This is a genomic window from Paenibacillus castaneae (genome assembly GCF_002884445.1).
Lineage (GTDB): Bacteria > Bacillota > Bacilli > Paenibacillales > Paenibacillaceae > Pristimantibacillus > Pristimantibacillus castaneae.
Genome location: NZ_KZ614144.1, coordinates 544,299 through 570,743, shown reverse-complemented (window position 1 = coordinate 570,743; position 26,445 = coordinate 544,299). Strand labels below are relative to the sequence as shown.

Annotated in this window: 24 protein-coding genes and 1 pseudogene; 13 read left to right on the top strand and 12 right to left on the bottom strand. The window is 47.1% G+C overall.

The window, feature by feature from the left end:
- Positions 1 to 3 precede the first annotated feature (3 nt).
- Together CEF13_RS02445 and CEF13_RS02440 are read right to left on the bottom strand one after the other, a co-directional pair.
- Entirely contained in the window at positions 4 to 456 is a 453-nt protein-coding gene (locus CEF13_RS02445) for a flavodoxin (RefSeq protein WP_102709259.1), read from the bottom strand.
- A 31-nt stretch (positions 457 to 487) separates the two neighbouring features.
- Positions 488 to 1,288 (bottom strand): hypothetical protein, encoded by an 801-nt coding sequence (locus CEF13_RS02440; protein ID WP_102709258.1) that lies wholly within the window; start codon positions 1,286 to 1,288, stop codon positions 488 to 490.
- Between the two features lie 685 nt (positions 1,289 to 1,973).
- On the opposite strand from CEF13_RS02440, the pseudogene CEF13_RS02435 reads away from it, so the two are divergent.
- Positions 1,974 to 3,092 (top strand): annotated as a pseudogene (locus tag CEF13_RS02435) (exosporium glycoprotein BclB-related protein); the annotation flags it as partial.
- 124 nt (positions 3,093 to 3,216) lie between these two features.
- Here CEF13_RS02435 and CEF13_RS02430 read toward each other — a convergent pair.
- Positions 3,217 to 3,804: a hypothetical protein gene (locus CEF13_RS02430; RefSeq protein WP_102709256.1), complete on the bottom strand. Its 588-nt coding sequence runs from the start codon at positions 3,802 to 3,804 to the stop codon at positions 3,217 to 3,219.
- A 182-nt stretch (positions 3,805 to 3,986) separates the two neighbouring features.
- On the opposite strand from CEF13_RS02430, the gene ilvA reads away from it, so the two are divergent.
- Entirely contained in the window at positions 3,987 to 5,255 is a 1,269-nt protein-coding gene (gene ilvA, locus CEF13_RS02425) for a threonine ammonia-lyase IlvA (RefSeq protein ID WP_102709255.1), read from the top strand.
- Between the two features lie 488 nt (positions 5,256 to 5,743).
- On the opposite strand, the gene CEF13_RS02420 is transcribed toward ilvA, so the two are convergent.
- On the bottom strand, positions 5,744 to 6,721 hold the full coding sequence (locus tag CEF13_RS02420; protein WP_102709254.1) for an aldo/keto reductase: 978 nt from the start codon (positions 6,719 to 6,721) through the stop codon (positions 5,744 to 5,746).
- 185 nt (positions 6,722 to 6,906) lie between these two features.
- Between CEF13_RS02420 and CEF13_RS02415 the strand changes: the two genes are divergently transcribed.
- From CEF13_RS02415 to CEF13_RS02405, 4 genes are all read left to right on the top strand, one after another.
- The gene (locus CEF13_RS02415; RefSeq protein WP_243864685.1) at positions 6,907 to 8,100 is read left to right on the top strand and encodes an MFS transporter; all 1,194 of its coding nucleotides are present in this window, start codon (positions 6,907 to 6,909) and stop codon (positions 8,098 to 8,100) included.
- Between the two features lie 15 nt (positions 8,101 to 8,115).
- On the top strand, positions 8,116 to 8,724 hold the full coding sequence (locus CEF13_RS02410) for a TVP38/TMEM64 family protein (RefSeq protein ID WP_102709253.1): 609 nt from the start codon (positions 8,116 to 8,118) through the stop codon (positions 8,722 to 8,724).
- 106 nt (positions 8,725 to 8,830) lie between these two features.
- Positions 8,831 to 8,974 carry a hypothetical protein gene (locus tag CEF13_RS28665; protein ID WP_166742865.1) on the top strand — a complete coding sequence of 48 codons (144 nt, stop codon included), beginning with the start codon at positions 8,831 to 8,833 and terminating at the stop codon, positions 8,972 to 8,974.
- Between the two features lie 23 nt (positions 8,975 to 8,997).
- Positions 8,998 to 9,297: a transposase gene (locus CEF13_RS02405; RefSeq protein ID WP_102709252.1), complete on the top strand. Its 300-nt coding sequence runs from the start codon at positions 8,998 to 9,000 to the stop codon at positions 9,295 to 9,297.
- A 94-nt stretch (positions 9,298 to 9,391) separates the two neighbouring features.
- Here CEF13_RS02405 and CEF13_RS02400 read toward each other — a convergent pair whose 3' ends face one another.
- Positions 9,392 to 10,465, bottom strand: a complete 1,074-nt coding sequence (locus CEF13_RS02400; protein ID WP_102709251.1) for an FUSC family protein — start codon at positions 10,463 to 10,465, stop codon at positions 9,392 to 9,394.
- Positions 10,462 to 11,589 carry a DNA alkylation repair protein gene (locus tag CEF13_RS02395; protein ID WP_102709250.1) on the bottom strand — a complete coding sequence of 376 codons (1,128 nt, stop codon included), beginning with the start codon at positions 11,587 to 11,589 and terminating at the stop codon, positions 10,462 to 10,464. Before CEF13_RS02395 ends, CEF13_RS02400 begins: the two co-directional genes overlap by 4 nt.
- Positions 11,590 to 11,943: 354 nt before the next feature.
- On the opposite strand from CEF13_RS02395, the gene mscL reads away from it, so the two are divergent.
- Positions 11,944 to 12,399, top strand: a complete 456-nt coding sequence (mscL, locus tag CEF13_RS02390) for a large-conductance mechanosensitive channel protein MscL (protein WP_102709249.1) — start codon at positions 11,944 to 11,946, stop codon at positions 12,397 to 12,399.
- Positions 12,392 to 13,027 (top strand): NUDIX hydrolase, encoded by a 636-nt coding sequence (locus tag CEF13_RS02385; protein WP_102709248.1) that lies wholly within the window; start codon positions 12,392 to 12,394, stop codon positions 13,025 to 13,027. Before mscL ends, CEF13_RS02385 begins: the two co-directional genes overlap by 8 nt.
- Before the next feature lie 619 nt (positions 13,028 to 13,646).
- Here CEF13_RS02385 and CEF13_RS02375 read toward each other — a convergent pair.
- Entirely contained in the window at positions 13,647 to 14,060 is a 414-nt protein-coding gene (locus CEF13_RS02375) for a hypothetical protein (RefSeq protein WP_102709246.1), read from the bottom strand.
- Between the two features lie 179 nt (positions 14,061 to 14,239).
- Here CEF13_RS02375 and CEF13_RS29110 point away from each other — a divergent pair, with 179 nt between their 5' ends.
- The 5 genes from CEF13_RS29110 (at position 14,240) to CEF13_RS02350 (ending at position 17,387) form a co-directional block, all read left to right on the top strand.
- Entirely contained in the window at positions 14,240 to 14,665 is a 426-nt protein-coding gene (locus CEF13_RS29110) for a hypothetical protein (RefSeq protein WP_243864686.1), read from the top strand.
- A gap of 124 nt (positions 14,666 to 14,789) precedes the next feature.
- Positions 14,790 to 15,686 carry a manganese catalase family protein gene (locus CEF13_RS02365; RefSeq protein ID WP_102709245.1) on the top strand — a complete coding sequence of 299 codons (897 nt, stop codon included), beginning with the start codon at positions 14,790 to 14,792 and terminating at the stop codon, positions 15,684 to 15,686.
- A gap of 55 nt (positions 15,687 to 15,741) precedes the next feature.
- Positions 15,742 to 15,987, top strand: coding sequence for a hypothetical protein (locus tag CEF13_RS02360; protein WP_146022667.1), 246 nt, complete (start codon positions 15,742 to 15,744; stop codon positions 15,985 to 15,987).
- 196 nt (positions 15,988 to 16,183) lie between these two features.
- Positions 16,184 to 16,402, top strand: coding sequence for a hypothetical protein (locus CEF13_RS02355; protein ID WP_102709243.1), 219 nt, complete (start codon positions 16,184 to 16,186; stop codon positions 16,400 to 16,402).
- Between the two features lie 238 nt (positions 16,403 to 16,640).
- Positions 16,641 to 17,387 (top strand): class I SAM-dependent methyltransferase, encoded by a 747-nt coding sequence (locus tag CEF13_RS02350; protein ID WP_102709242.1) that lies wholly within the window; start codon positions 16,641 to 16,643, stop codon positions 17,385 to 17,387.
- 57 nt (positions 17,388 to 17,444) lie between these two features.
- On the opposite strand, the gene CEF13_RS02345 is transcribed toward CEF13_RS02350, so the two are convergent.
- The 5 genes from CEF13_RS02345 to CEF13_RS02325 all read right to left on the bottom strand — a co-directional run bounded on the left by CEF13_RS02345 (position 17,445) and on the right by CEF13_RS02325 (position 26,335).
- Complete coding sequence (locus tag CEF13_RS02345) at positions 17,445 to 18,731, bottom strand: putative bifunctional diguanylate cyclase/phosphodiesterase (RefSeq protein WP_102709241.1); 1,287 nt, start codon at positions 18,729 to 18,731, stop codon at positions 17,445 to 17,447.
- Positions 18,732 to 18,929: 198 nt separating this feature from the next.
- Positions 18,930 to 19,658 carry a response regulator transcription factor gene (locus CEF13_RS02340; protein ID WP_102709240.1) on the bottom strand — a complete coding sequence of 243 codons (729 nt, stop codon included), beginning with the start codon at positions 19,656 to 19,658 and terminating at the stop codon, positions 18,930 to 18,932.
- A 102-nt stretch (positions 19,659 to 19,760) separates the two neighbouring features.
- Positions 19,761 to 23,621, bottom strand: a complete 3,861-nt coding sequence (locus tag CEF13_RS02335) for a response regulator (protein WP_243864697.1) — start codon at positions 23,619 to 23,621, stop codon at positions 19,761 to 19,763.
- A 169-nt stretch (positions 23,622 to 23,790) separates the two neighbouring features.
- Positions 23,791 to 24,786, bottom strand: coding sequence for an L-glyceraldehyde 3-phosphate reductase (mgrA, locus tag CEF13_RS02330; RefSeq protein ID WP_102709238.1), 996 nt, complete (start codon positions 24,784 to 24,786; stop codon positions 23,791 to 23,793).
- Between the two features lie 103 nt (positions 24,787 to 24,889).
- Positions 24,890 to 26,335 carry an HD-GYP domain-containing protein gene (locus CEF13_RS02325; RefSeq protein WP_243864687.1) on the bottom strand — a complete coding sequence of 482 codons (1,446 nt, stop codon included), beginning with the start codon at positions 26,333 to 26,335 and terminating at the stop codon, positions 24,890 to 24,892.
- Positions 26,336 to 26,445: the final 110 nt, after the last annotated feature.

Below are 26,445 nucleotides of genomic sequence, written 5' to 3'. Positions count from 1 at the left end.
TCATTAACCGGCAACTGCTGCTAGACCTGCCACTCGGCGGCCTAAGCTTCTTCCTTGCTCCTTCTCCGTTTCTGTGGGATTGTATTCGAATTTAATACATTCGCATACAATCTCTGCCCCCACCTCCTTCAGCTTCGCCTCAACAATATCAACCGCTCCGCAATAGATCGGATAGGAGGTGTCGCCTGATCCAAAAACAGCTGCCTTTTTGCCGCTTAGATCCAAGCCATCCATCTCCTCATAAAAATCAAGAAATTCATCCGGCAGCTCGCCATCGCCCCACGTATATGCGCCAATGATGATGCCATCGAAATCATTGAGCTCAGATGCGCTAGCATCGAAAGCCTCTTTTGAAACAACCTGGGCGCCTGCTTCCTTTGCCCCCTCTGTGATGGCCTCTGCCATTTCCTCTGTATTTCCAGTCATGCTCGTGTATACAACAAGTATTCTCGTCACTCATCATTCCTCCTAGTGCTCACTCTTTTTATTAAACTTGTATCGTTTGAATACCTTCGAATAAAGTAGCCATATATAGATCATCACCCTGAACATCAATATCCGTGACCGGACAGCCAATCTTAACAGCCAGCAAGGTGACTTGATTACATAAATAAGTAAGCCGATACAGCCCCCGGTCGGTGCACACATAAACTTCACTTCCTTTGGCTACTACGGAGAAAATGAAATTCTGGCCAAATTGGATGCGGTTAAACCTTCCCTGCTTATCACCAATGAGCAGCTCGCCTTTATCGCTCGTTCCAATAAGATGTCCTCTAAATACAACCAAGCTTGTAACGCTCAATTGCAGTTCAAATTGCGCCCAATCATCCATAAAGCGGTCATACAAAGATATACCGCTGTCATGCGCGATAATGAGGTATTGCGGCAAATTAATAAAATCGTAAACATGCTTATTCGCACAGGCAATCCTTTCCCACTTGAATCCAGCATTGGACCATAAGCCATCATCGGTTGCCGCATAACCGGTTCCGCCTATTTTGCGATATTGATAGCAAGGGATTGTTAAACCGTCACAATTCCATTCCTCTCCGTTCCATTCATATAAACCGGTGCTCGTGCATGCATGAAGCAAATCATGGTGCAGCTGCAGCCGATTCACACTGCTCATCTCAGGCAGCCCTTGATCGAGCTTTGACCACTCGCCCTCCGCATTCATTTCATAGATGCCATATCCGACTGATGCTGCGAACAATCCATCCGGACCCGCCTTCACCGATGAGAAGGGAAAAAGAAGCCAATTCCAAGGTTTGCTTGTTTCTGTCTGCATAACTCTCTCCTTCTGACAATTATGTCGATTAAGCTGTATTTGCTTGCTGTATGTTCTCTTATATGGTTTACTTGTCAGCTGCGTAAGCTTGACAGCTGTTACAAGCAAAAATCATGTTTACTTACTTCGTTAATTTCTCCGTCAGCCGATGTATCTTTTGCAACTGTGTAGCAATCCCATGTCAATAGCCCTCCATTGAACGCGAATATGTAACCCACATCAGAAACATTTAGCCAACAACAAAATATTGATAATGATTATCACTATCGTATAGATGATAACTATTCTCAGTTGTATTGTCAATCAATTTCTACAGCCCTATCCATCCCTTAGCAAACTCGAACCCAATCTACCATTTGAGAACGCTCGTTGTACAAACATCCAATTCTGAATATTTGGATCATAGTCTATGACTATACAGTTACCTACCCAATCAATAGATAGAGTATGAGCGTACTATAAGACATCTAAAGAGGAGGTGTTTTCGCTGAGTAAATTAAGCAATAACAAGAAACGTATCATAAGAAGATTAATCAGAAAATGGGCTGCAGAACGTCGCTGCGCTAGAAGAAAGAAGCACGGGGAAGAAACTATTATTGTGAATAAGAACACGAACACCGTATCTCAGAAAGTTAATGTTACGGTTAGAGCAGGTCGTAACCGCTATAAGAGTCGTAGAGGAGCTGCCGGCGCCACAGGTGCGACTGGCGCTACCGGCGCGGCTGGCGGTGCCACTGGGGTTACTGGTACCACTGGCGCTACTGGTGCCACTGGAGCCACTGGTGCTACTGGTGCTACTGGAACCACTGGAGCCACTGGAGCCACTGGTGCTACTGGTGCTACTGGTGCCACTGGCGCTACTGGTACGACTGGAGATCCTGGTGTCACCGGAGCTACTGGTGTTACTGGCGCTACTGGAGCCACTGGTGCTACTGGTGCCACTGGAGATCCTGGTGTCACCGGAGCTACTGGCGCTACTGGCGCTACTGGTGCCACTGGTGCTACTGGAACTACTGGCAATACCGGAGTTACTGGAGCGACTGGCACTACCGGCGCGCCTGGCGGCGTCATTGGGGCTACTGGCGCTACTGGAGCTACTGGCGCTACCGGAGCTACTGGAGCGACTGGAGATCCTGGTGTCACTGGAGCTACTGGCGCTACTGGAGCTACTGGCGCTACTGGAGCTACTGGTGCTACCGGAGCTACTGGAGCTACTGGAGATCCTGGTGTCACTGGAGCTACTGGCGCTACTGGATCTACTGGCGCCACTGGTACCACTGGTGCAGGAGCCATCATACCATACGCTTCCGGAGGACCTGCGATTTTGACGACTGTTTTAGATGGATTGATAGGAACTACTAGCTTAATAGGCTTTGGTTCTTCTGCTACTGGCATCTCACTTATCGGGGGAGCTATTGATCTTACGGGCACATTAGCAGGACCACTTATTAACTTTGCATTCTCCACTCCACGCGATGGGACGATTACTTCTCTTGCCGCGTACTTCAGTACTACAGCAGCAATCACCTTAGTAAGCTCAGCTGTAACCATTACAGCTCAGTTATTTAGCTCTGCCACTCCAAATAATATCTTTACCCCTGTTCCAGGCGCCCTTGTGACGTTGTCACCACCGCTTACTGGAATAGTAGCTTTAGGAACAATCAGCAACGGCATTGCGACTGGACTATCAATACCGGTTACTGCCCAAACTCGATTATTGCTAGTATTCTCTGCAACTGCCACTGGTGCTTCGTTAGTCAATACAGTAATAGGATACGCAAGCGCAGGCTTGACTATCGCTTAATTAGTAAAGCTACTTTAGAGCCACATGTTGTCAAGAATGAAGCTTTATCACTAAAACAGCCGAACAGGGTTTCTACCCTCCTCGGCTGTTTTGCTGTTTTGGTCTCTTCAACTGACTTCATTGATTAAAGTCTTATCTGAAATTGCAGCTTGAACAGTATTTTGATCTGCCCTTTCTCGAACTGAACGTCCTTTACGGATACCACATTCTGTGCTGGCAAATCCAGCGTAACAACTATTGTTTCCAGCTTGCTTAGCGGCAGCTCTGTTCCCTTTATGGATAACGACTCAGGTCTTAAAACAAGATTTGGCGACTGCCACTGAAGCGAATAAACCGCATCAAGCGCAGCTGGAATACGCTCTTTATAAGTGACGTTCAAATGAGCGATAAGCTTATTCTCTTCCAACTCGAAGGCAGCACCGTCCAAGCTTACATCCTTCGCTATTTCAATATTGGGATGATCGGAAGAGGAACTCGCATATTTGGCTTTCAAATTCATTTTGATCAGATCGTTAATGTCCGATTCAGTAAGAACCAGCTCTGGCTTTAATTTTCTGACCATATCCATTGCTTTGTCTTTCACATCAATCGGACTATAGCTCATATCGAGCTGCTCGTCCGGCGCAATATAAGAAAGCAGCCACCAGAGCGCGCCTCCCAGCAGTAAGAGGATAATAATTAATATGATAAACAATCTTTTTACTATTCTCATTATGTTAACTCCTCTCTCACATATGCTTAAGCACCTTAATCAATTACCACGGTAACAACAGTATAAGTTTACATCACTATAAAAATAAATCATACGAGCTGTACATGAATCTACAATGATAATGCTATAATGAATCAAATAATTCACGTTACTAACGAACAAATGAGAGAGGATGTACGCCCATGAATCCGAATAACGCACCTCACCACCGCATTGGACTTGAAGAAATTGTTCAAGCGCAAATGCATTTAAAAGATGTCATTACGCGTACGCCGCTTCAACATAACCGCGTACTGTCCGAGCGATACAACTGCAACGTCCTGCTGAAAAGGGAGGATCTGCAAATCGTCCGCTCCTTCAAAATACGCGGCGCCTATAATTTGATGTGTTCGCTTGCCCCGGAAACATTAGCAAATGGCGTTGTGTGCGCCAGTGCAGGCAATCATGCGCAGGGCGTAGCTTACTCCTGTCAAGCGCTCGGCATTCCCGGGAAAATATTTATGCCTAGCACGACTCCTCGCCAAAAGGTTTCACAGGTGTCCTTTTTCGGAGGAACCTTTGTGGAGGTTATTTTGACAGGAGATACCTTTGATGATGCATATGCTGAAGCGATTGCCGAGAGCAACCGGAGCGGAATGGCATTCATTCATCCGTTCGATGATCGCAAAATCATCGCAGGTAACGGTACCGTCGGACAAGAATTTATGGAAGCTGCAGAAACCGTTCCCGATTTCGTCTTCGTAACGGTCGGCGGCGGCGGTTTGGCGGCAGGCGTTGCCTCCTATGTAAAGATCGTATCACCATTAACGAAAGTGATTGGCGTAGAACCCGAAGGCGCCGCTTCCCTTCGTGTATCGCTGGATGCTGGCGAGGTAACTCCACTCGATCAGATTGACAAGTTCATTGACGGTGCAGCGGTCAAGCGAGTCGGAGACATAACCTACGCGCTGTGCAGAGATTTGCTCGACGATGTTATTACGGTGAACGAAGGCAAAGTATGTACGACTATGCTTGATCTATACAATGAGAATGCAATTGTAGCCGAGCCCGCTGGTGCATTGCCCATTTCCGCGCTTGAAGCATATCGCAGTGAAATAGAAGGAAAAACAGTCGTATGTGTTGTAAGCGGCGGCAACAATGATGTCGATCGAATGCAAGAAATCAAAGAGCGGTCGCTCATTTACGAAGGATTAAAGCACTACTTTATGCTAAGCTTCCCTCAAAGAGCAGGAGCACTAAGGGAATTTCTAGATCAAGTCCTCGGCCCCGATGATGATATCACGAGGTTCGAATACACCAAGAAATCAAACAAAGACAATGGTCCTGCCCTCGTCGGCATCGAGCTTAAGGATCGCAAAGATTATAATCCATTGGTCGAGCGTATGACCAAAAAAGGCTTCCAATTCATTGAGCTTAACAAAGATCCCGTTTTGTTTAATCTGTTAATTTAATCGGTTTGTGTTAGCTGCCTATTACTAAATAATAGAGGGTGTTCCAAAAGCATGAAGTTCGGAGAGATAGCTCACTTCGAACCGAAATGTTGGAAAACATGAAAAAATAGCCGTACAGGGTGTCTATTCCTGTACGGCTATTTTTCTGTTTTGGTCTATGGTTGCTTTCTTCATCAGATTAAACGATTTATGAGATGGTTATAGGCTCATATAGGATCATTGAACGAGTAGTTACGGACATGAGGTACGTTATATGAGTGAATTAGCTGTAAAAGCAAAGTTTACGGACATGAGAGCCGTTATTTTCATCGGATCGGGTCATATGTGGGGCTTTTCGAGCCAATAAGGGCTCTCATGTCCGTAAGCAGTTCGAAAAGTGGTTTTTGCAGCAAATAAGGGCTTCTGCGTCCGTTAACTTTTGCAGACCAAATAAATAGAAGAGGGTCTCCCAAAAGCCTATGGCTTTTGGGAGACCCTCCTTTTTGGGTTTACCAGGCGTAAGCGCGAGGTGCTTCGCCGCCTGGTCCTGGGAATATTTCGTCTATCCGCTTAAGAGCGGACTCATCCAGCTTAATCTCAACTGCACGGAGTGAGCGTTCAAATTGATCCAGCGTGCGTACGCCGATAATAGGAGCGGTTACAGCTGGATTAGCCAGCAGCCAAGCAAGTGATACGAGATCCTCTGGCTCCCCCAGCTCATCACAGAATGCTGCATATGCATCAAGCTGCTCGCGATGCTGCTCTAAGCGCTTGGAGTCTCCGCTGCGGCGACCGCCATCCTTGCGGCGGTGGTTACCCGCAAGCAAGCCGCCATCGAGCGGACTCCACGGAATCACGCCAAGACCTAGCGCTTGCGACGCTGGCAGCACTTCCAGCTCAGGCAAACGGCAGAGCAGATTGTATTTATGCTGCTCGGATACGAGGCCTAGTGAGCCTCTTGCCTTCGCTTCTCCCTGGGCAACTGCAATATCCCAGCCGGCAAAGTTACTGGAGCCTATGTAGCCGATTTTGCCTTGAGCTGCTGCAATCTCGAATGCGCCCCATAGTTCGCTCCAATTCACGCTGCGATCGACGTGATGCATTTGATAAAGCTCGATATGATCCGTTTGAAGGCGCTTAAGCGATGCCTCCAAATGTCTGCGGATCTTATAAGCAGATAGGCCTGCTTCGCGGTTAGGGCCATCATGCTCATTATGCATGTCGCCATACACTTTGGTAGCAAGCACAGTACGCTCGCGGCGGCCATCACCCTGCTTAAACCATTTACCGATAATTTCTTCGGTACGGCCTGCGTTCTCACCCCATCCGTAGATGTTAGCGGTATCAATAAAGTTAATGCCTGCATCCAAAGCCGCATCTAAAATTCGAAATGATTCCTTCTCGTCCGTGTCCACGCCAAAATTCATCGTTCCCAGACATAACCGGCTTACTCGAAGACCTGATCTTCCTAATTTCGTGAATTCCATACTAATCATCGCTCCTTCTATTTTCAATAGGATGGATTGCTACTACATTATACAAAAATTGCACATACTAACCAATCTTCATTTGTAAGAACATTTTATGTATCGTTTTTTGGAGATTTAATCTACTTTGCGTATAATGAAAATGGTAAGAAAACCCAAACAATAACTAATAAGGAGACCGTCCTTTGCATACAGATCAAAAATCTTGGTTTAGTGGGGAGATGCGACTCATCTCCGTTATCTTATTTATTGTGGAGTTTGTACGAGGAGCAGTCCTAATCAGCCTGCTCCCCATCTATGGCGCCAAAACATTAGGCTTGCCGCCTGACGTTATCGGAACTGCTATATCTGCGCACTATATAACGGATACAATGCTCAAAATGGCCATCGGATACTTGCTTGATCGATTTTCCGTCCGCCTTGTTGTTCAGACTGGTCTCGTCCTATCCTTGGCAGGTGTATATCTGCTGCAATTCGCCGATTTGCCTTGGATGTTTATTGGTGCTGCCGCGCTGTACGGCATTGGCATGTCGCCCTTATGGATCGTTTGCCTAACGAAGGTTTCCGAGGATAAGCGAGCAACGCAAATGGGCTATCTGTACACGATATGGATGGTCGGGCTTGGAAGTGGCCCTATTGTTTGTAATATTTTGCTCGATATGAGCGTATCGTTTACGTACCTGCTGCTGGTCAGCCTGTCTGTTCTCGCCTGCCTGCTGTCGTTCTTCATGAGCAAAGAAAAAGCGACTACGCCAAATCGATTGCCGATGCGCCAGCAATTTATTATTCTTAAGGAAAGGCTTCGTCATATGAAGCTGCTCTTGCCGGGAATGATTCTGCAAACGACTGGCGTCAGTATGCTCGTTCCAATCCTGCCCAGCTTCGCTGATAAAGAGCTTGGACTGTCGGGCACCCAATACTCAATCCTGCTCACTGCGGGGGGCTTATGCGCTGCTGCCGGCTTAATCCCAATGGGCAAATTATCAGACAAGCTCGGAGGAAAGAAATGGTTTCTCGTTGTCGGCTTCGCGATCTTTGCTGTCGCACTATGCCTGCTAGCCTCCCGCTTCACGTTCTGGTATTGTTTACTTATAGCGATTGCTCTCGGCTTGTCGTATGCCGCTATTCTGCCCGCATGGAACGCGCTGCTTGCCGCGTATGTTCCGCCTAAGCAAGAGGGACTGGGCTGGGGCATATTGTCAACGATCGAAGGTGTCGGTGTTATGATTGGACCAATAGCCGGGGGCTTCATTGCCGCCTGGCACGGTGAGATCTCTGTTTTTTGGATAAGCGCTGTGCTCTTTGGGCTTATCAGCATATTTTATTTATGGTTTCCTTTTCGGGCTTTTGGGACAAGCGAAGAAGCTACAATGAAGTAGAACGGGGTTATATCAATGAATGATTGGCATAATTGGCTGGAATACATAAAACACTTGGATATGGACTCCATTAAGTGGACGCTGGAAAGCTACTCCATGCTGGGACCGCTCCCAGGAATCCTGCTGCCTTACATCGAATCCTATCTCCCTTTCCTGCCGTTAATTCTCATTATTGCGGCTAACGCCAACATATATGGACTTGGCTTAGGGTTTTTGTTCTCCTGGATTGGCGTAACTGCAGGTGCCGTATCGATTTTCTGGATCAGTCGCACGCTCGGACGCAATGTCAAAGGGAGGCTGGAGAAACGATTTCCGAAATCGCAGCGCTTCTTCAACTGGGTAGAACATAAGGGATTCACTCCATTGTTTCTGCTCGCTTGCTTCCCATTTACACCGTCTGTTGTTATCACCATCGTTGCAGGACTTAGTAAGGTACCTTTCAAAACGTTCTTTCTCTCCATGCTGCTTGGCAAAGCAGTTATGATATTTAGCATATCGCTGATCAGCTTTGACATCGGCAATCTGATCCATGAGCCTTGGCGAATCTTCGTTACGATCACTGCTGTGCTCGTAATGTGGTTTGGCGGCAAACGATTGGAGTCACGTTATCAGGTAAATGGGTAAGGTATACATTCCGTCTCCGCTCATACATTTCTTCCTTTTGTGGCAAACTGTTGAGGATCTTCTTGTGAAGATAAAGCTCTACATTATACCTCAGGAGGGTGATTACATGTCAGGCAAACAGCCATCCGATCTGCAGAAAAAAGCAAGCAAAGCTCAATCTCTAGCTGATCGCAATGAAGCCAGTAAACATTCCGCAAGCGAGCTGCAATCAGAAGCTGACCGTGCGGCAGTGCCGAAGCATGGATTATAAGCATAGAAGGGCTGGTTGAACCAATGAGCAACGAAGACAAACATCATGAGATGCAGCCAATTACTGGTGAGACTGTCGAAGCCAAAGGCGTTTACCAAAACGAGTGGGGCCGCCAAGAGCAGCTGGAAATCGGAGATAAATTCCCTGCTGATCCTATGCTCGGTTCGACGGAATGGGAGCTGGTCGAGGTCTATTTCAATAATCATCACCAGGGACATACCGATCCGCGCTTAGTTCCGCATGATGATGACAACGATCCCGAAGCGCATATGCAGCATCCTCGCCGCCACGAAGGCAGCAATAAGAACGATGACGACATGTAGCCATGTTTCACCGGTCATTCCATCCTCAATAAATGATTGAAAAAATGGCAGGCCGCAAGGACTAAGCTAATGCTTGTCTACGGCCTGCCATTTCTTATAAAATTCCTTCATTCGTCTCGCTTTTAGCTTCATCGCGAACGCGATGAGCTTGGCCTTCGCGTTGATTCACTTGATCGAGAAGCTTGTCCAAGCGGCGAAGATGATACCCATACTCGAAAATACCCGATGCGACAAATACAAGCCGCTTATTCTCATCCGGACTTTCCTGAATATAAGCCGTCAAATCCTTCACCAGCCTGTCCTCACGCTCTTCCTCTGGCTCTATCCACGCATTCGGCTTCATCTTGCCCTCTGCTTTTAGCAAAATATGCTCATGATACTTCGTTAAATCCTCAATCTGGCGATCGAAGCGATCAGACCAATCTACAGCGCTTGAAGAGGCAAAATAATGTTCCTCTACAACGTCAATAAGGTCCGCGCCTTTCTGCAGCGTCTTAATCATTTGCTTAGACACGATTAACTGCCGCGCATGGCTTGTCCGCGCCCGCGCCAGCATCTTCCGCTCCTCCTCAAATACGGTGTAGCGCTCCTCCAGCTTACGCAATATTCCAAGCAGCTTATCCTTCTCCTGTCCGTATACCTGCTCCTTCATTTCATTCGATACGGAAGTTCGCAGCAGCAGGGAAAGCTGGCTGTAGGCTTGATGCACCTGTTCAGTGAACTGACGTCTTGGCCGGGGCGGAAATACGAGCACATTCACAACAAAAGAGGAGCCAATACCCGTAAGCACCATCAAGAAACGGCTTATCGCAGCGTCCCAGCCTTGTCCATGCGCCTCCATGATGGCTACAACGGTAACAAGCGTTAAACCGATTGTGCTTTCCATCTTCAACTGAATACTAAGAAGAATAACGATAATACAAACAAGTCCTACCGCAATTGGTGTATGTCCAAACAGTCTTACCGCTGCTATGGCAATGAGAGCACCGACTAAATTGGTCTGCACTTGGTCCGCTACGCGCTGCCATGACCGATAGATAGACGGCTGAATGGTAAATATCGCAGCTACTGCAGCTATTAGCGGAGAAGCGAAACCAAATAATCCGCTCAGGTAAATAGCTAATGCGACCGCCATTCCTGTCTTCAATACCCTAGCACCTATGGTCATAGAGAATCAGCCTCCAATACTTGCAGCTCACAAGCAGCCATCTCTCTTCCATTTACCCAAAGCGTGACCCGATGAAAACCAGCGTAATGCTTGCGCGTGGTTAAATCAGCAAACCGATGTATGCGGGAACCCTTAGCGACAGCTCCTCCGGCAAACTCACGATCAGACAGCAAAAACCGCTTGAGCGACGTTTTGCCGCTGAATTTCACGAAATCGATGCCGTATTCAATACGCAGCTTTACACGCTCGCCCTCACGTACATGCACCTGATAATGCAGTGCAACCTCTCCCCCAATGGTTAGGCTCTCCGTTGACAGCTTTAAAGAAGCATGTGAAACAAGCGGCTGCACTTCGTCATCCGCCTTCTCATGGGAGGAATAGCCGAACAAAGCCATGATGCGAGGATTAGCATGCTTAATTAACGTACGGCAGCCATGTCGCACAATCCAATCCGTCCGAGCATCTGCTCCAAGCCATGAAGCGGCCAGCACAATAACGAGCTCGGGATGATCCTTCGCAATATCATTTAAATTGTTCGCAACGCTCTTGCGCACATAGAGTGATGGGTCACGCTTCAGCTTGTCCAATATCGGAATAATGAGCGCTGGGTCTTGTTTGAATATCGGCAGCGCCTGCGCCCAAGGAAGACGCGGTCTGATGCCTTCGCTCGCAAGCCGCCTGACATGCTCATCCGAATGCTCCGCCCATTCCAGCATACAGGCAGCCATCCTCTGCGGATCTTGCAAAATGAATGCTCGAATGGCAAATTCAGAAGTTGAGTATTTGGTGAATCTTTGAAGTGCCGCCAATGAAAGAGGCCAGTACTGCGGTTCTATTCCGTACACCTCTACAAAGTCAGGAAAGAACAAATACGGCAATCCGGTACATTGCTCATCTATACGGTACAATACAGCAAGCGCCTCTTCATAGGCTTTCGGGAGTGAAGCGCCAAGCGCCTCCGTTATTTTTCTAGTTCGTGCCTTCAGCTCAAGCTGCTCCCAATTGCCGCTTCTTACCCGCTCCACGAAAGCAGCCTCATCAAATGGGCTCCACGCCGTTTTCACCAGTGCGGCAAATTGTTCAATAAATAATCCGTCATATATCGCCTTAAGCGGTTCCGCCAACGTAAATCCCCTCCTTCAGCTATTATACAAAAAAATGCTCATTCTTATCTGCTTATCGTAAAAATACTGAAAGGTACACGCTGCCCTTGGATAAGCCTCTAACCCTGCGCTAGTTTAAATGGAAGCAGATAATCGCACTACTTTATTCCATTCCTGTACACTTACTTGCTGCCCTACGGACATAGGATCCGTTATTTGTGAGCCGCCACACACCCCATGATTAAGAAATATCCAATCATTTCTTAGAGCCTAAAGTAACTTTCGCATCTATTAATCTTCGGCTATTATAATAGAATACCCTGCTCAATAAAAGCGGGCTGATCAGATGTATGAGGTTTATGCTTAGGAGGAACTATGTTGAGAATTGTGAAAGAGTTTAAAGAATTTGCGATGAAAGGTAATGTCATCGATCTGGCAGTCGGTGTCATTATCGGAGGCGCATTCGGCAAAATTGTAACTTCCCTCGTCAATGATATTATTATGCCGCCTATCGGTACTATTCTGGGGAAAGTAGACTTTAAAGATTTGAAGCTTTATCTTGTAGATACAAGCAACTACCCAGACTTATCGAAAGCCCCTGCCATTGCCTATGGTCAGTTCATAAACGTTATGCTGGACTTTTTAATTGTTGCTTTCTGTATTTTTCTGCTTGTTAAAGTCATCAACATATTGCGTCGCGATGAGAAGAAAGCAGAGCCGCCGGTCGAAGTAACTGAGAAGGACTGCCCGTACTGCTTGTCCAAGGTGCCAATTAAGGCAACGCGCTGCAAGCACTGCACTTCTCAGCTGGGGGAAACCGCACATGGCTGAGGAGCTATTCGACATTTATGATGAACAGCTGCGTCCGCTCGGCACTGCCACCCGCTCACAGACACATATGAACGGCTACTGGCATCGTTCCTTCCACTGCTGGCTGACGCGCCGCGAGGAGAACCTCCGGTTCGTACGCTTCCAGCTGCGCCAGGAAAGCAAAGACACAAATCCCGGCTGCTATGACATTACGGCAGCCGGGCATTTGACTGCTGGAGAGACGATTCGCGAAGCAGTACGCGAGCTTGAAGAGGAGCTCGGTCTGCCGGTCGAATTTCAGCAATTGATCCCGCTTGGGCAAGTTCGCGAGGAACTCAGCGGAGAAGTGAACGGCGTTCCCTTCATTGACCGTGAGGTAAGCGACGTATTCGGACTCGTCTGCTCGGTGCCGCTGAACCAGCTGCGGCTGCAGCCTGAAGAAGTGGCCGGTGTGTACGAGGCTGACCTTGACGAGCTGATTGCGATGTTCGAAGGCCGGATAGCTGAGGTCCATGTAATTGGCGTCGAGCTCTCTGACGGGCCAAACGAGCTGATACCTGCCGTGCGTACCGTAAAGGCGAGCCAATTCGTGCCGCGCGCGGCTTCTTTTTATGCGAACGTGCTGCGGTCTTTGCATGGCTGTACTTAATTTGAGCATCATTGTTTGCGGAGGAGCTGCGGGCACCTCCTCCTGCCTGCTCCCAATTCCGATACCATTGATCAATAAGTCCGTGTATGTTATAAAACTCCGTAAGACCCGGCGCACGGTCGAAATCATTCAGCTCTGGCTGATTGAAGATCTGCGCCCCTACTTCATGCATGCAGCCATGCAGATTCGTCTCTATAAAGCTTCCAAGCTCATCCAAGTTAGCGAAGGAGCGCGGATTAAACTGCACCCTTTGTTCAGCAGCAGCATTATAGCAATAGGAGCGCCGGATGCCATCTGGAATCTGGCTCCAAGGTGCAATTAAGCTTCGGTCATATCCCTGACTGTCATACCAGTTGTACACCCGATTGATATAATCCCGATGAAATCGCAAGAAACGTTCTCCATACCCCGGCGGCGGCACACTGCCTGGCATCAAATGATATCTATGATGCCAATCACGATGCTCGTTTAACAGCGCCTGTGGAAAATTAGGTATATAAGACATCCTCTTTCCCCTCCTTGCATATTCTTGTTTACTTCCATTTCCTTAGTTTATGCAGCAAACATAAAGAAGGACCATCCTATTGGTATAGGACAGTCCATTTAAAGCAATGAAAAACTAGTAGCGTTGGCCAAAAGAACGATTTGTCCTGCGGACGCAAATATCAAATGTTACAGTTACGTCTTGGTTTCTGCCAAATGAACAGAAGATTCTTACACAATCCTTGTCATGCGTGCAGAAGAAGTTAACGACACGGCAGTGGAAATCGATCAATGCTTGAACAGCTCTTGCATCACGATTGCGAATGGCTCTGACAAGCTGCTCGGCAACCCTCTCGTCCTTAAACTGCCTGAAAATATCGCTTATATCCCTGCCTGCTTCCTGCATGGCTTCTACTGCTGGGTCAACGCGTCGACCACTGCTTTGATGATTTTCTCTGCAATTACAGCTCGAAGATGATACACTTGCACGACTGCTGCTTTTACCGGAAGATCTCACACTGCGAACTTTCATTTTTAGTTTGGCGGACATTTCATTCCCCCCTTTCTATTAATCTTAATTCTATTCTATGTCGTTCTAATAATTTGGTATGGACAGGTAATACCTAACAAAAGCTGAAATCTAAAAGGGCGTTCCTATAAGTAATACGCATACTGCAATATAAATCTCGCATACCTATATGACATACCCTATGAATGGAGGCTGTTTGTATGTCTGAACATATAATAAATGCGGGCTATATTGGAAACAGAGGCGACGTTGCGAATACGAGCAACATGAATAATATGGGCACCTTAGGCAGCATGGAGAACATGAGCGAGGGCAGTATGAGTAATATGAATAAGATGGGCTTCAAGGAAAGTACGTCTCCGATGCTTTATGAAGCGGACCCTAAGCATACGGCCATGGTTATGGAGGTGCGTGATCGCATCATGAGCATGTGCGGAGGCTATATGCATAAATTTGTATGCGTTCAAACGCTAGACGGGCACGTCTACGAGGGAATGATTGTGCATATTGATCGGACCGCCCTCTACTTGCAATGCTCGATGCGTGATCCGCGTGCCTTGATGAATCCATACAATGCCGTACTCCCATTAGTACTTTATGAGCTGCTTGTCATTTCCTTGTTATAAGGAGTTGACGAGCTTATTTGACATGAGGCTGTCCCATTCCACAATATTCGGTCTATGGCTGCGAATGTTGTCATACATATGGATAGATAGATTGATTTATGGTTCGAAAGAGGTGAGCAGACTCGTGATTGAACGATTGAATCGACTTCAAATAGAGCTTCCTCCATCTCCATATGCTGATGCGAATGCTGCAGCAGCTGTTCAAGAATTGCTTGGCGGAAAGTTCGGAGAAATGTCGACGCTGAACAATTATATGTACCAATCCTTTAATTTTCGTGAGAAAAAGAAGCTCAAACCGTTCTATGATCTTGTTTCCAGCATAACGGCTGAGGAATTCGGCCATGTGGAGCTTGTATCAACGGCTATCAATATGGTCATTACCGGAACTACCTGCCCTGGCGACCCCAATTCAGCACCGCTTGAGGAAGGCGTCAATAAGCGCAACAGCTATTTTTTCATTAGAACTGCTCAAACCTCTATGCCCGGTGATTCTATGGGCCGCGCTTGGACGGGAGATAATGTATTCAGCAGCGGCAATCTCGTGCTGGACCTGCTTCATAACTTTTTCTTGGAATGCGGCGCTCGCACGCATAAGATGCGCGTCTATGAAATGACCGATCATCCTACAGCCCGCGCCATGATTGGCTATTTGCTCGTTCGGGGCGGCGTGCATGTGCTGGCATATGCGAAGGCATTAGAAATAGCGACAGGTGTAGATGTGAAGAAGCTTATACCCATACCGGATCTTAGCAATAACCGCTTTGAAACCGCTCGTAAATATGAAGCCATGGGACTCGGAAATAAGCTTTATACATTTAGCCAGAATGATTACAAAGATATTGTCCTCATCTGGAATGGGCAGAATCCGCTGACAGGGGCTCAGCTTGAGGTCATACAAGGAGCGCCGCAAGGAGCGCCAATGCCTGATTTGAGTGAATTGCCGGAGGAATTCGCACCTGGCATCTCACAGGAGGATTTCATAGAAATTGCACGCCGGCTGCAGAAGAACGCCGGCCTGTAGCAGAAGAATCAGCAACAGCAGGCCTCCTTATTCGCGCAAAGCGGTTGGGAGGCCTTTGTCTTCATCGTCTCTCGGAACCATGGCGGTGTTTCACTTCTCATTAAACGTGGTAAGCTATTTAATAAAGGGCTGGTTCATTCAGCTGTTCAGCTTATTTGCTACGATACTGATTGTATATTCATCAAATATGATGCGCACCGCCGACAACATACGTATTCCTCGAATCATATGGCGCAGTTTCTACCCGCTTCATCTAATGGTCCTTGCTATTATTCTCAGCTTTACAGGTAATCCGAGCTAATTCTGTATGTATAAGCACAGTCATAACTGCACATAACAAGAAGGTTCTTAGCAAATCCCCCCATCTCAGCTTACCGTTCCTAAACAGATGTGTTAGAAATTTGTAAGTAATATAAACAATATTCTTACCCGATTTTCATAAGAGGCTAAAGGATATACGTTAGAATGGGGGAAATCGATCGGAGGTGTTATAGGAAATGATGAAAATCGTTACCTTCAAAAGTCGTTCCGTCCCTGTCTATTACCCTAACGAACAATCCGCATCTATAGAACTGCTTAATCATAAATTGTACGAACTGGAGTTAGATTTTGATTTCCGCAAAAAATGGAGACGCATTAAGTCCGTTGAAATGGTGCGTGATGTAGCTATTTTCCAATATAACGACGGCACAAAGCTTTATCTGGAAGTATCTTAATGATGATAATGAGAAAAAAGATCTGAAGGCGCACGCTGCATGTGAGCCGTCAGGTCTTTTATGTTTTTATAAAATAATATACAATAAATACAATCTTTCCTATGAGGTGAACTGGATGTCATTCTGCAGCGTTCGAGGTATTTAGTTGTCGGGCTGGGTCAAACGCGTACCAGCTGTCAAGGGGTTTCTATGCCCTTTGGACCCCATCTAAACTAAACCTTGAGAGGCGGAGAAGTTCATGCAGAAGTTTGATTATTTACGTTTTTATGAGAAGGTTGGACAAATAAATGGTTGGGATTTCAGCCGTGTCAAATGCACATCCGAAGGCGTTGAATGGGATTTGTACCAAGAAGTAGCCCAAAGATGCGATCAATCCGATCTGCTGCTTGATATAGGCACGGGCGGAGGAGAAGCTTTATTAACCATCGCGCATGCAGCCTTGGCACTGATAGGCATCGACCAGTCAGCTGGAATGATCGAAACAGCCAATCGCAATGCTAGGCTTTCCGGTAGAAAGAACATACGCTTCCTACAAATGAATGCGGAGAAGCTCCAATTTCCTGAGCAATTCTTCAATTTAGTATCCTGCAGGCATTCGCCCTTTAGCGCAGCGGAAGCAGCACGAGTTTTAGTAAAAGGCGGCTTCTTTCTTACTCAGCAAGTAAGTGAAGCCGATAAAACTAATCTGGCTCAGACGTTTGGCAGAGGTCAAAGCATGAACGCTGACGGCACTCTGAAGATGAAATATGTTGCAGAATTACAAGAGGCAGGCTTCTGCGACATCCAATCTTTTGATTACGACGCAACAGAATACTATGAGACCGTTGAAGACCTTATGTTTTTGCTCAGAAATACGCCTATTATTCCAGGCTTCGGGCAATCCCCCATTGATTTCGAACGGCTTCAGCATTTCATAGAACAATACCAAACAGATAAAGGAATACAAACAAATTCAAAGCGCTTCATGATTATAGCTAGAAAGTAAAAAATGATGAGGCAGTCCCCTGTACAATGTACGAGGACTGCCTCATTTTCATTCAAATTAAGCATGCTCATACTGATCTACTATGGATTGATCTATTACTTCCTGCGGCATTGGCTTCCCGAACAGAAAGCCTTGCGCAAAGTCGCAGCCCCACTCACGCAGCAGCGCATATTGTTCCTCATTCTCGACGCCTTCCGCAGTAACCTCAAGGCCAAGCCTATGAACCAATTTAATGATGTCTTCAACGATGATGCGTTCCGCGCTTTGAAGCTCGATCTTTCTAATAAACGATTTATCAATTTTCAAGCATTGAATCGGCAATTGCCTCAGATTAGCAAGGGAGGAATAGCCTGTACCGAAATCATCAATCACTATGCGAACGCCTGCAGCTCGAAGCGAGCTGAGTGCTGCAATTGCCGCAGCTGAGTTATAGATCGCGATGTGCTCTGTTATTTCCAGTTCAAGAGCTGAAGGCTGGAGCTCATACTCCTCCAATACATGAAGTACTGTTCTATAGAAGGAGGGATCCTGGAGCTGAAGCGGAGACAGATTAATCGACACGACCAAGCTGCTTAAACCGCATTTTTCCATTCCCGCAAGCATCTTGCATGCCTCTCGCAGCACCCATTCTCCGATCGGTATGATCAACCCATTATGCTCCGCAATAGGAATGAATTCCGCGGGGGGCACCTCGCCCAGCTCAGAATGATTCCAACGAATCAATGCTTCAAATCCCCTCAGTTTACCATCCTTCACATGGAAAACCGGCTGATAGCATACATGAAACTGGCGTAAATAAAAAGCTGGCCGCAGTGCTGCCTCTATGCTTAAACGCCGATTCAGCTGGCGTGTATCCTCCATATTGTAGAAAAGCGCTCGGTTCCCGCCCTGCTCTTTCGATTGATGCAAGGCAGACTCCGCACGACATATGAGCTGTTCGCTTGTGCGGCCATCCTGAGGGTATAGCGTTGCGCCAATGCTAGTAGTGAAATAAAATTCGTTTCCGTCAACATCAATGGGACGTTCGATGGCATTTTTGATCGCTTCCACAGCCGGAAAGCCGTTATTCTCATCGTGTTCGACTGGCATCGCCACCAAGAATCTATTTCCTCCAATTCGGCATACTGCCGAAGCTATTGTTCTTGCGGCGGCTAATCTCTTACTCATTATACAGAGCATATGATTGCCGAAGTCCGTTCCCTTCGTTTCATTCACACGATAAAAACGATCCAAATCGACCATTGCCACTACCAGCCGCTTACCTGCCGCACGTACCACATTTACCGCCACTTCCAGCTGCGCAAAAGCTTCCTTACGCCCAGGTAATCCGGTCAACGCATCCATTTTGTTACATCACCTTCCGAATATTATTTGAATTAAACTTATTTTCCCATATAAGTATTAGATAAATTAATAAGATACCTTTAGATGAATGTTAGATATTTTAATATCAGTCCTAATACTCGTAGCCTTACAAAAAAAAAGACCCTTCCGCAAATCCGGAATGGTCTAATTGTAAATCCATATTTAATGATGGAACGCTTAATTGTGGCTCTTATTGGAATGCTGGGCCGTGTATTTGTAACCAAATCCCCAAACGGTACGTATAAGCCGAGGCTCCTTCGGGTTCTGCTCAATTTTTTTGCGCAGATTGACGATATGTACGTCGATAGCACGGTCTGTTACGAAGGAATCAAACCCGCGAATCGCATTTATAAGCTCTTCTCTACTAAACACCTTGCCCGGATAAGCTAGAAAGAGCTTCATAAGCTCGTACTCCGAGAAGGTCGTTTCAACAAACTGACCGCGAACAAGCAGCAGTCTTCGCTCGAAATCAAGCTCAATCGGCTCTCGTTCATCTGTCGCTTCCAACGTCACTGCAACCTGCTGTGCTGTCTCTGCTTGCATCGTATTCGAACGTCTGATTAAAGCTTCCACTCGGGCTGTCATCTCATGCATACTAAAAGGCTTGCACATGTAATCATCCGCACCGGCTTTCAACGCTTGCACCCGCTCGGATACTTCACTCTTCATCGACAGTATCATAATCGGCACATTAGAGCGCTTACGAATAAGCGAGCATACCTCCATGCCATCCAAATCAGGCAATATCAAATCAAGCAGCACTAAATCAGGGTCGAAATCGACAGCTAGCCGAAGCCCATCATCCGCCCGGTATGCTTGCATAATCGAATAGCCCTCTTCTGATAAATACATGGAAAGCATATCACTCATCATGACGTCATCTTCGATTACCAGAACTTTGTACATTGTCGTCACCCTTTTTCAGGATTGAAGGTTTCTGTCGAATTTTGACTATAGTACTACTATACAGTACCAACTATAAAGGGACAACAATTTGTTAGAATTTTGTTAGGATTTTTTATCCAATAATTGTTCAGCGTTACGAAGCCCTTCCAGGAGCTCTTTCAAAGCACTCTCCAGCTGCTCGATGGCAGCCATCAGCTCCTTCATATCCATATCTGGCTTCTTCAAGATGCGCTCCACTTCGCACGCCGTCTCCAATAGCTCATATGCGGATAAATAACCAGCTGCTCCCTTTAATGTATGCGCCATGCGTTTAACAGTCGTTAGCTCTGATTGCCTGACAAGCATCCGCAGCTGCTCGATAAACGTATCATAATCAAGCATAAACTGCGTCATCATATGCAGCAGGATCGGCATCTTTCCATTAACACGTGCCAGAGCGCTCTCCACATCCATGCCCGCTATCAGCGGCAATATGGAGGCGGATTGCTCCACACGCGGCCTGTCATGCCCTTTCGCTGCTTCCATGCTTGTGTTAGGCGGCATAGATTGATTAGAGCTTTGCTTCAGCCAATAAGAAATGACCGTATGGAGCCGTTCTGAAGATATTGGCTTCGTTACCACATCATTCATGCCGAGCTTCTGATAGCGCTCATGATCGTTTCTAAGCACATTCGCTGTAACGGCAATAATCGGAATATCATCATAGATGGATTGGCTGCGTATGATTCGCACCGCTTCGGATCCATCCATAATCGGCATATGAATATCCATTAGAATGAGATCCCAGTGCTCGCCCGCAAGCTTCTGCAGAACCTCTTGGCCATTCTCAGCCAATCCAACCTCATAGCCCTGCTCCTTTAAAATTTCAATGGCGACAAGCTGGTTGATCTTATTATCCTCCGCGAGCAAAATCCGTGTATGGGCATTGGATTCCAGCAAAGCTGCAATAGGAGCAATGCTCTCCTGACCGTATCCATCTGTTGACTTCTGATCCAGCGCGCTCTCGAGTGCTCGAAGCATGCCCGTTCGCATAATCGGTTTTATTAACAGTGTTAAAGGCCGCTGCTCCGCTGTTAGCTGCATCATTTCATCGCGGCCGTAAGAAGTGGTCATCGCAATGGTCTTGACCCCAGCCTCCTCCGCTTCCTCGTGGAATTCCAGCCAGGTTTCTGCACCATACATATCAGGCATCTCCATATCAAGCACAATGAGCTTAGGCAATGCACCTTTCCCAATTCGGCGGAGACGGTCCCTGGCCATTTTCCAAGATGAGAATGCGATTGGGGTTAGGCCAAATTCCTCTATGATGCGGCTCCAATGCTCACGCATATCCGTATCATCCTCCACGATCCAGACCGGCTGCTCTCTCATATCCTGCTTAACCTGCCGCAGCTGCTCACTGTACTTGTGGATAACGGCAAACGGCAGCGTGAAATGAAATTGGCTTCCTACGAGCGCCTTGCTTCTCACTTCAAGCTTGCCGCCCATAATATCAACCAATGATTTGGATATGACAAGCCCTAGGCCAGTTCCGCCAAACTTTCGTGTCGTCGAACCATCTGCCTGGGTGAACGGCTTGAACAGCTTCTCGACCTGCTCCTCACTCATGCCTATGCCTGTATCCGACACGATGAAGGAAATACTCACCGTATGATCCGTTTCCTCCACAAGCTTCAGCTGCAGCTTAACCCTGCCTCTATTGGTGAATTTAATGGCGTTCATGCACAGATTGAGCAGAACCTGCTCTAGGCGCATCGCGTCGCCAATAATCGTCTCTGGTAATTTCTCCGGTGTATCTATAATGAATTCAAACTGCTCCTTGCCGCCCATAAATACACTTAATTGATCAGTCAAGCGATGCAGCAGCTCATCCGGCTGGAAGGGCAGACGTTCAACGTCAACCTTGCCCGCTTCAATTTTGGAGAAATCCAAAATATCATTAATAATGCGAAGCAGCGTCTCCGAGGATGTATGCATCTTGTCCATATAGTCCTTTTGTGAAGCTGAAAGTCCTGTTTTGCGCATGAGTTGAGCCAAGCCTATAATACCATTAAGCGGTGTGCGTATCTCATGGCTCATTAACGCAAGGAATCGGCTCTTCGCCTGGTTGGCTTCCTCCGCTTCCAGCGTCGCACGAACAAGCTCCTCTTGCACCATTTTTTGTTCCGAAATATCGCGGGCGATACAAGAGTAGAACAGCTCTCCTGTATCCTCATCCTGATGTGCCACGACAACCATAGATACATGCAGCGGCTCTCCATTGCTCTTAACCAGCTGCGTAACACTTTCCCAGAAACCGGATTTCCTTGCCTCTATAGAGCCCCTAACAAGCTCCGCATACATCTGAGGCTGTACATGCTTCTCTACGGCGAGGGTACCGTTCGTCATATCGCCAAGACCCAGCATCTCTTTGCCTGCCCGGTTCATATAGACGACGTTGCCATCCGAATTGACGGATGCAATTAAATCCTTGGCCGATTCCAAAATATCAAGCAAGCGTTTCCGCGTTTTCTCCATTTGCTTCCGATCGGAAACATCCAGCACCATGCCGACGACGCCGGAGAAGCGCCCATTGCGGTCACGCAGCCCGTTCGAGCTGTGCAATGTAGGAATTCGTGTGCCATCCTTATGAATAAACGTCCATTCCCGCTCATAAGAGAAGCTCTCGCTGCGAAGCTCCTTAAACACCTCAAGTCCCGGCGGCACCGTCCGTCCAAGTCTGATCGACAGCTCTTCAGCTTCCTTCTCGATCTCATCCAAATCCATGAACAAGAGCGGCGTGGCAATTCCAGCCAGCTCCTCTGTTTTATAGCCAAGCATTTCTTCCGCTGTTTTGTTGAGATAGGATACTTTATAATGATCATCAAGTACGATAAAGCCATACTGGTTCTGATTAATAATAGCTTCTAGCCGGTCGAACATTTCCTGCAAATGGATCATCATCCCGTTAACGGAATGTGCCAGCTGACCAACCTCATCATGCGGCTCAACCTCCAGATGCTCGGCCTCGAAGCGCCCGGCTGCGGCCTGCTCCGTAACCCCAAGAATCCGCACCATACGTTTAATTATTCGTTCAAAATAAAGAAAGAAAAAAATAATGATAATGACCTCAGCAATCGCAATGGTCGTGAATATGCGCCAAAAAATAGGAGGCAAATTTTCTTCCAGCGCAGCCTCCGGCACTTGCAGTGCGAAGCGCCACGGCGTGCCGCCTACTTTAGTATGAAATACGGCAAATTTATTACCATCCATTCCAAGTCTCGCCATGCCGGACTCAGACTCCAGCATCTGCGCTGCAATCATAAATAGGGATGATTTTTTATCCATTATATTAGCGCCGCCCAATGTCTCTGGCTCGGGCGCGGAGCTGTAGATCATTAATCCTTCATCATTAAACATACGGATGACGGAGCTCTCGCCTTCCATTTCAATATAAGCCCGTAATGTGGGGAATAGAATAGAGGCATACACGACTCCCGTCACTTCCGTCTCCGCTCCATAAACAGGCACAACGATCAGCATCTGAGGCTTATCGGAGAACGCTGGTTTATAGGGATCCGTAATGACGACTTCGCCCTTGATCGCTTTCTGGAAAAAAAGCTCCTTCGACATATCTATCCGCCCACCGTCTGTACGCAGAGCAAGTCCTTTGCCATCGATATATCCAATTGAATTATAAATATAACTGCTTCGAATGAGTTCTCGTCCGAAATAACGCAGACGCTCTTGATCCGTTCCAAACCGTACTAACTCCGTACGGCTGATCACAAGCACCTCCGCTCTGCGAATATCCAACCAGTTCCTCAGAATGTTAGCGCGGTTGGTTAGCTTGCTGCTTGTCTTATCAATCTCGGATTGAATCATAGCCTGCTTAACTGCTGAGTAATTGCTGATTCCAGCAATAAGCAAAGGGATAAATGAAATGAGAACAATGAATATTAAACCCTTTGTGCGCATTGACATCTTATTCAAGCTGCTTTCCCCTTTCAATCCGCCTATATACCAATGTCGAACTTTGACCATATTATACCTTTTAACTACAAATAGGAGAAGAAAAAACGCTAGAGCCGGCTGCGGTATCGCAGGCCTTTGCTCTAGCGTTAAATGAGTTATATAGAAACCTAATTCATAATTATTCAGCAGCCAGAATCGATTCAATAAGGTTAAGCTCTTCCTCGCTGAAATCAAGACGGCTGAGCGCCGCGACATTATCGTCAATCTGCTCCACCCGGCTTGCGCCAATTAAAGCGGAGGTGACTTTGCCGCCTCTGAGCACCCATGCGATAGACATTTGGGCAAGTGTTTGTCCACGCTCTTGTGCAAGCTCATTAAGCAGTCGAACCTTGCCCAGCTTGCTCTCCGTAATATGATCGGTATTCATAAATACGCTTGGACCAGCAGCGCGTGAATCAGAAGGCACACCATTCAAATAACGATTGGTCAACAAGCCGCCTGCTAGCGGCGCGAATACGATCGAGCCGATTCCTTCATTCTCCAGCACATCCTGCAGACCATTCTCGATCCAGCGGTTAAACATAGAGTAGGAAGGCTGATGAATCAGGCATGGTGTTCCAAGGTCCTTCAAGATGGCAGATGCGCGAGCAGTTTGCTCCGCTGAATAATTCGAAAGAGCGATATAAAGTGCCTTTCCTTGTCGAACCAGATGATCAAGCGCAGCCATTGTTTCTTCAAGCGGCGTCTCAGGGTCCGGACGGTGATGGTAGAAGATATCAACGTAATCGAGATTCATGCGCTTCAGGCTTTGGTCTAGGCTGGAAATCAAATATTTCCGTGAGCCAAAGTCCCCGTAGGGCCCTTCCCACATGTGAAAGCCCGCTTTCGTTGAGATAATCATCTCATCGCGGTAGGCTGCGAAATCCTGCTTCAGAATTTGGCCGAAGGTCTCCTCAGCAGAGCCTGGAGGCGGTCCATAGTTATTCGCCAGATCGAAATGAGTAATGCCAAGATCGAATGCGCGGCGGACCATTGCCCGTCCGTTCTCATGGCGGTCAATGCCACCAAAATTATGCCATAACCCGAGTGAGATGGCTGGCAGCTTCAAGCCGCTGCGTCCAACGCGATTATACTTCATGCTCTCGTACCGACTATTTGCTGCCACATGAGTCATTATGAGTTTTCCTCCTGCCTTCTTTAGGATATAAGCTTCTATTTGAGTCAAGCTCAAGCTCACAGCTTCTATTATACCGAATGCCCCAGGATTTGGAATATCATTATCTTGCAAATTTGCGATTTAATTTGAGGTGCGGACTGTTGCGCACCGTTTCTTCGAAAAACTCCGGCTGCTCCTGAACAAGCCGCTTCCACGCTTGTACGCAAAGCGGATCAAAGTGCTTGCCGCTTTCCTTCACGATAATTTCCATCGCCGACTCATGCGACATTGCCTTGCGGTAGGAACGCGAGGATGTGAGCGCATCGTATACATCTGCAACAGCTGTAACGCGTGCGAGGAGCGGTATTTGTTCTGCTGCCAGCTTATCCGGATAGCCGCTGCCGTCCCATTTCTCATGATGGGAACGAATAACCGACAGCTCTTCCGGCATAAAACCTAGACGCTTGCACAAATCATAGCCTGATACCGGATGAACCTCGATTACTGCGCGCTCCTCCGGCGTAAGCTTTCCGGGCTTGTTCAAGATGATGTCCGGTATGCGCAGCTTGCCTACATCGTGGACAAGGCCGCCTTGCGCTATCGCTCGCAGATCATTAGATGACAAGGAAAGCTCTTCGCCCAGCTTTAGCGCATATAAGGCTACACGATAATTATGTCCAGCCGTATACGAATCACGAGCCTCGGTTGTCATGACCAGCTCTCGCACGCTGTTAGACATATAGGTATTGATCCAATCAATCGGATTCGCACGAAACATCAGCTTAACCGATGCCGATATGGATCTGGAGCTGACATATTGACTAACAATGCCGCTAACCATAATGATAACAGAGGCTAGCAGCAGGAAATGATACATCCACCAGCTAATATTCCACACTTCGCCGCTTACAACAATAAGCTGGGCAATAATCATCCAGCCTGAGCTATAAACAATTGCCAGCTGCAGCGGAAAGCGAGAGGACAAATAGGTTTGCATGTATCTATACATCGTCCATCCGTTCATCCCGACGATAAACAGCGTTGCAACCCATTTCGAAGAGCTTTCATTGAGATGAAATACATGTATGATATCTGGATATTTCCAAAGTATGATGCAGAAGAAAAGCAAAATAATCGTCCATACAGGAAGAAGCATACGCTGCCACATGGCGAACCATTTAATTATCGGCCTATCCACGGAAAGAGAAGAAAGCCACAGCCATATGACGGCCAGCAGGATGCTTAGCTGCGCAGCATTGCTTGCAATGGCAGTATGATGCATGAGAAATCCAGGAGTAGATAAACCATGAAGGATAAACATCATAGCGAGTGATACGTAAGACAGTGATAAGAAACTAATCTTAATATTTCGAAGTTGGATAGCAACGACGCCTACAGCAATCGCTAGTGCGAGCGCCAATGCAGCAACAGCACTAACAATATAGAAATGTTCATGCGGCGCATTAATACTTTTGTCGAACGGTGATTCCCGCAGCGCCAAATAACTTACAAACGGTATGAGCATAACTAAACACAGACGTATAAAGACTCCCGTATTTGTAGGCAAGCCGATTCCTCCTATAAATCATTCATAGTTATTGGTAGTAAGCAACTGCCTAGTGGCAGACCGATGTCTTTCATGCTATGGTGAGGAATATGGAAAATTAGGTTTTTTCT